The sequence below is a fragment of the Komagataeibacter diospyri genome, assembly GCF_006538165.1.
GTDB lineage: Bacteria > Pseudomonadota > Alphaproteobacteria > Acetobacterales > Acetobacteraceae > Komagataeibacter > Komagataeibacter diospyri.
The window spans coordinates 1-5,263 of sequence record NZ_BDLU01000023.1 but is presented as its reverse complement, the minus strand read 5'-3'; the positions used below and the strand labels follow the sequence as shown (position 1 = coordinate 5,263).

The 5,263-nt window shown below is 54.8% G+C and carries 4 protein-coding genes and 1 pseudogene; all 5 read left to right on the top strand.

What is annotated here, in order from left to right; all coding sequences use genetic code 11:
- Positions 1 to 117: pseudogene (locus MSKU9_RS18045) on the top strand (IS5/IS1182 family transposase); the annotation flags it as partial.
- A gap of 551 nt (positions 118 to 668) precedes the next feature.
- Complete coding sequence (locus tag MSKU9_RS03440) at positions 669 to 1,469, top strand: hypothetical protein (RefSeq protein ID WP_141259946.1); 801 nt, start codon at positions 669 to 671, stop codon at positions 1,467 to 1,469.
- Between the two features lie 49 nt (positions 1,470 to 1,518).
- The gene (locus MSKU9_RS03435; RefSeq protein ID WP_141259945.1) at positions 1,519 to 2,184 is read left to right on the top strand and encodes a hypothetical protein; all 666 of its coding nucleotides are present in this window, start codon (positions 1,519 to 1,521) and stop codon (positions 2,182 to 2,184) included.
- Positions 2,185 to 2,438: 254 nt separating this feature from the next.
- The gene (locus tag MSKU9_RS03430; protein ID WP_227001042.1) at positions 2,439 to 3,680 is read left to right on the top strand and encodes an MFS transporter; all 1,242 of its coding nucleotides are present in this window, start codon (positions 2,439 to 2,441) and stop codon (positions 3,678 to 3,680) included.
- 692 nt (positions 3,681 to 4,372) lie between these two features.
- A complete protein-coding gene (locus tag MSKU9_RS03425; RefSeq protein WP_227002351.1) occupies positions 4,373 to 5,134 on the top strand; it encodes a sulfotransferase family 2 domain-containing protein in 762 nt (253 codons plus the stop codon).
- Positions 5,135 to 5,263: the final 129 nt, after the last annotated feature.

Sequence of the window (5,263 nt, the reverse complement as noted above, 5' to 3'; positions counted from 1 at the left end):
GAGAACTTCTTCTGCAAGCTCAAGGAGTTCAAGCGCATCGCCATGCGCAGCGAAAAAACAGACAGATCATTCGAAGCCATGATCTATCTCGTTGGCGCAATCATCAATTCAAGATAATTCCCAACAGGCCCTGGAAAAGTAGGACGGGCATGGCATGGGGAACAACGTTCCCGCTTCCGGCTTCCTGTTTTTGCCTTGCTTTCCCTACCACAGTAAGAAACGTGTGCGCCTTGCCCTTACAATTATTTACACAGGGCCGTAGGTGTTTCCGATGGCTTGTTGTGGCTCCCTTCCTGTCCGCATTGATCGGGACGGTATTGTTTCTTTTGCTACCTGCATGTCTTACACGTATGTTTACCCCATTATAGAATAATAAAAATGGTTTTCATGAAACAACATGATGACATTATTTTATTTATTAATGTAATTTTTCGTCATGTTCCATATCCTTCACTATATAATCAGATATTTCTAAATAAATAATAAAATTTTTGAGTGACGTATTTTTTCAGAGAGGTAGCGTTCTTCGAAGCCTGTTGAAAAAATCTTCTTTTGAATTCATGGGTGTTTTCAGGTCCTCCTTACACCACGCCCATAAAAATACATGACTTATCAACCCGTTACCGGACGGTATTCCGTGCCCGTCCGGTCAGACATGGATGCATGCAATGATGCTGCGTAAACTTGGCTGTCATCCCGCCCGGATGCATGCGCGCCAGCCCCTGCTGTCAGGCATGCGTGCCTTCATGGCCCGCACGGCTCCGCCACGACTGGGGCGCGAGCGGATTGATCCTGCGCCACACATGCTGGGCAATGACGTACTGGGCGACTGCACGGCAGCGGGAATCGGCAACCATGTCCGCGCCACGGCAGCACTGGCGGGTTACCAGATTGCAGTGGGTACAGACGATGCAGTGCGTTTCTATGCCCGGTCAACAGGATATGTACCGGGCAATCCGCTGACGGATCAGGGTGGGGTGGAAGTGGACGTTCTGGCCACCGCCATGCGGGTGGGATACGGCCTGACTGACCAGACACTGTTCCCGTTATGGGGTAGTGCGGACATCAATGACCTGAACGGCATCCGCAACATCACGGCGGGCCTGTCCGCAGCCTATCTGGGGGTACGACTGGCCATGGCTGATGTGTGGGAAGATGCCACAGGCAGCCTTTCCCCGGTATGGGATACCGTTACCCCCGCCAGCCATGGCGACCCGACACCGGGCAGCGCCGGCGGCCACTGTCTGCTGTTATGGGATTATGATGGCACGGAGGATACCGACCTCATCACGCTGCTGACATGGGGCAGCCTGCAGAAGGCGACATGGCGGTGGCTGCGCAGCCGTCTGATGGAAGCCCACGGACTGGCATGGCGGCAGTTGCTGCCCAACGGGATACTGGCGCCCACGGGGCAGGACTGGGATGCCCTTGTCACAGCGAACGAAGCTTACCTGACGGGCATGTCCTGACCCACCGTGCCCTGACAATCTTCCCTAATGCCCCGATTACAGGACAATCATGAAAATCCTTATGTCCATGCTGGCTGTAGCTGCATGCCTGTCCGGCTGTACGCATGACCGTGCCGTACAGACCACAATCCCGGCTGCGATGGCGGGCATACAGTCCTCGCTGGCGCAGGCCGGTGCAGTATCCGTCTCACATGCCGACGACTGGACCGTGCAGCAAAGTGCAGAGTTCGCCCGGACAGTTCGGGCCGCGCAATGCGCGCAGCATGCGGCCGACCCTGTCATAGGCACCATAACGGGTGATGTGACACTTCAACTTGCAGGCAGCTTTACCAATGGCGGCACGTTCAGTGTAGGGGCCCTGACGACCGCCCCGACCATTGGCCTTGTCGCGGATGCCAGTCGTACGAACAGCCAGCAGGTCAGCCTGCCCCTGTCCTATGCGCCGCTGTCGTCGCTGCCTGATGTCGAAATGGGTCGGCAGATGGGATATGAGACGGCCCTGTTTGGACAGAACGACAGCGTGCGACAGGGCGAAGCACAGCGTCTGATGACGGACCGCGACACGTTGCGCCAGACCATTCGTGACCTGATCCAGTCGTGGGACGCCACACGCTGTGCGTCGTCCCCGCCGGTGACGCCATTTGTCAGCCTGCGGCGGGGAAGTAGACCTGATCTCGGCACATACGGATATGGAAGCATGGACAGGAAACATTAGATAAGAGATATGTATTAAGTTTACGTTCCTGCATGTATATCAGGTCCCTGCATAAAATATATTTCCAGATTACCGGCATTTCCCTGCGGTCAGGAACGCAGAAATCTGGTACAGCCGCCTTTTCCCACCCGGGCAGACAGACCGCCATCGCCTGCGGTTGCGGATGGGAAAAGGCGCATCCGTTTCCTGATGCGTCCAATCCTTTTTCCGGTGTGGCGGCATGGGCCGCTACCGTAAACTCAAGGACGCGTATTTTGCCTGTTGCGTTGCTGGCCCTTGCTATCGGGGCGTTTGGCCTTGGCACGACGGAAACCATTGTCATGGGGCTGCTGCCCCAGCTTTCGGTCGGGCTGCATGTCTCCATCGCGCAGGCGGGGCTGCTGGTATCGGGCTATGCCATCGGGGTGACCATTGCCTCTCCCCTGGTTGCGATCCTGACCAATAGCCTGTCACGCCGTGCGACGCTGCTGCTGACCATGGCGATTTTCATCGCGGGCAATGCGTGCAGCGCCCTGGCGCCGAATTATGGCAGCCTTATGCTGGCGCGCGTGCTGACATCGTTTTCCCACGGGACATTCTATGGCGCGGCTTCCATCATGGCGGCACAGGTCGTGTCCCCGGCCAAGCGGGCTGAAGCCCTGTCTCTGGTCTATATCGGGCTGACGCTGGCCATGATCCTTGGCGTGCCGATGGGTACTGTCGTGGCGCAGATGACATCATGGCGCATGGCGTTCTGGCTGATCTGCGCGGTTGGCGTGCTGGCATGGACCACCATGTGGCTGTGGATTCCACAGGATCGGGCCAGTGGCCCCGTCATCCCGCTATCGGCGCAGTTCAGGGCCATGCTGCATCCGCTGGTCGTGACCATGATGCTGGTTTCCATGTGCACGTCGTCGAGTATGTTTACCCTGTTTACCTATATTACCCCCTTCCTGCAGACCCGGTCAGGTTTCAGCACGCATGCGATTGATGTCATCCTGCTCATGATCGGGGGTGGGCTATGTCTGGGCAACCTGCTGGGTGGAAAGCTGGCGGACTGGAAGATGCTGCCGTCCTGTGCGGGGCTTATGGCCGCCGTAGCCATCGTGCAGGTGCTGCTGGTGCCCGGCAGCCTGCATCCATGGATCTGTCTTGCGCTGCTGTTCCTGTGGGGTGTGTTCATCTATGCGCCCATGGCCCCGCTACAGACCTATGTTGTCGCCTGTGCCGGGGCCGCGCCCAATATTGCCGCCGTCATGAACCAGAGTTCCTTCAATTTCGGTAACGCGGTTGGTGCGTGGGCGGGCAGCCATATCGTAGACACCCACTGGTCCTATGGTGGTCTGCCAGTCCTGTCCGCGTGCTTCGCCTTTATCGGGTTCGGACTGGTGGGGCTGGCGGAATACTATGTCCGGCGTCAGACGAAAAAGCCCCGTGAAGTCGTGCCACACCCGCTGACCAGCGCCACTCACGCCGTGGTGGCGCGGCCGGAACAGAATCTGCGCCCGCACGCATGACAGGAAGGATCATGGTGAAAACCGCGTTGCATGCCGATGCCCGGTTTTCCCATGTCCCGACAGGTCGGCCGTGCGGGGCCGGGACGAAGAACAGGCCTGGCGAGTGTACACCCTGCGCGGCATATACCAGCATCCCTTTGATATCCGCTATTGCGGACGGACCACTGTGCAACACGGCACAATACACCGACCGCCATTCCGGGCACTGATAGGCACGATACAGCAGGATGCGAAACATGAATTGATTTTTAAAATTGATTCATTCGTGCTGGCAGCAAATGAAAAGGCGCTTGACGCCTCCATGGTATAAAGAATTTCAAAAAAGATACGGATACATATTATTTAATTTATATTTTAATAAGTACTTATGGTGAATGTATTTATATTTTATCTTTACTTTTCCGACAGAAACCGTGTGCGCAACTTGGTACGAACGGGCAGCAGGAATGAGGATTGTTGATAAAAAATTTAAAATAAAACAATGAATATTATTGTTAAATACATTAATTAAAAACGTGAGAATATTTATTTTTCTCCGGTATGGGATGCATGTTTTTTATGACCGGATCGCAGAATCCGTGAATAACGCATTGCCGTTTCATTTTGTTTCTTTTGTTCATACATTGTAATGGTACAGGCATGATAATGTAGGATAGACCTTGTTGGATCGCATCAACCCTCGTGGAATGGACATGTCCATGCAAACGCTGCTGCAACCTATCCTGCGGGTCAGAATGTCCAGTGATGTGCATGAACGTCTGGCGTCACTGCGTATTCCCTACCCCCCCGGTCCCAAGCGTCTGAAACGTGCGGATCGGGTGCGCGCGTGTGGGGTGTTGTTTATCCATGTGCCCAAGAATGCGGGGACATCCGTGGCGCGTGCCCTGTACGGGATGGATCTGGGACACGAAACCATCCGGTATTTTCAGCGTCGCATGCCTGACCTGACGGGTTTTCCGTCATTTGCCATCCTGCGCGATCCGGTACGGCGTTTCATGTCCGCCTATCGCTATGCCTGTGCGGGCGGCAGTGATACACGGCATGTAGCCCAAGGATTTCGCCCGACCTATATGGCCTTCAACGGAATTGATGATGCGCTGGACCATATCGCCCATGTCCGTTCACTGTACGACATGGACCATATTTTCCGCCCCCAGACATGGTACCTGACCGATGCGTACGGGCAGGTGGCGGTAGATCGCCTGTTCATGCTTGATGACATGTCCCGTATACAGGATTTCGTCCGTAATTATACCTCTGCCCCCATCGGCCATGTCAACGCGGGTGGTGGTGACCGAAGTGAAATGCCCAATGCGGACCAGATTGCGCGCATACGTCAGATCTATCGTCAGGATTATGACCTGATTGCCAGTGTCATGCATAATCATGTGCTGCGTTCAGCAGATACGGCCGTACCATCCTTGACAGGTCGGTCTGTTTTTGACCTCGTATAAAAGATTTTTGAAAAACAAATCATTGATAAATAAAATAGGCGATTCTTTTTCAGGGGCTGTTGGGAATTGAGTTTTCTAAAGGGCCATGATGTGTTTCAAAGACCATATGGATCGCTTCATACTGACGGA

What these genes read in the sequence shown, in the direction of transcription:
- MSKU9_RS03440 (WP_141259946.1), top strand. Translation starts at nt 669, where the DNA reads ATGATGCTGCGTAAACTTGGCTGTCATCCCGCCCGGATGCATGCGCGC.
- MSKU9_RS03425 (WP_227002351.1), top strand. Translation starts at nt 4,373, where the DNA reads ATGTCCATGCAAACGCTGCTGCAACCTATCCTGCGGGTCAGAATGTCC.
- MSKU9_RS03435 (WP_141259945.1), top strand. Translation starts at nt 1,519, where the DNA reads ATGAAAATCCTTATGTCCATGCTGGCTGTAGCTGCATGCCTGTCCGGC.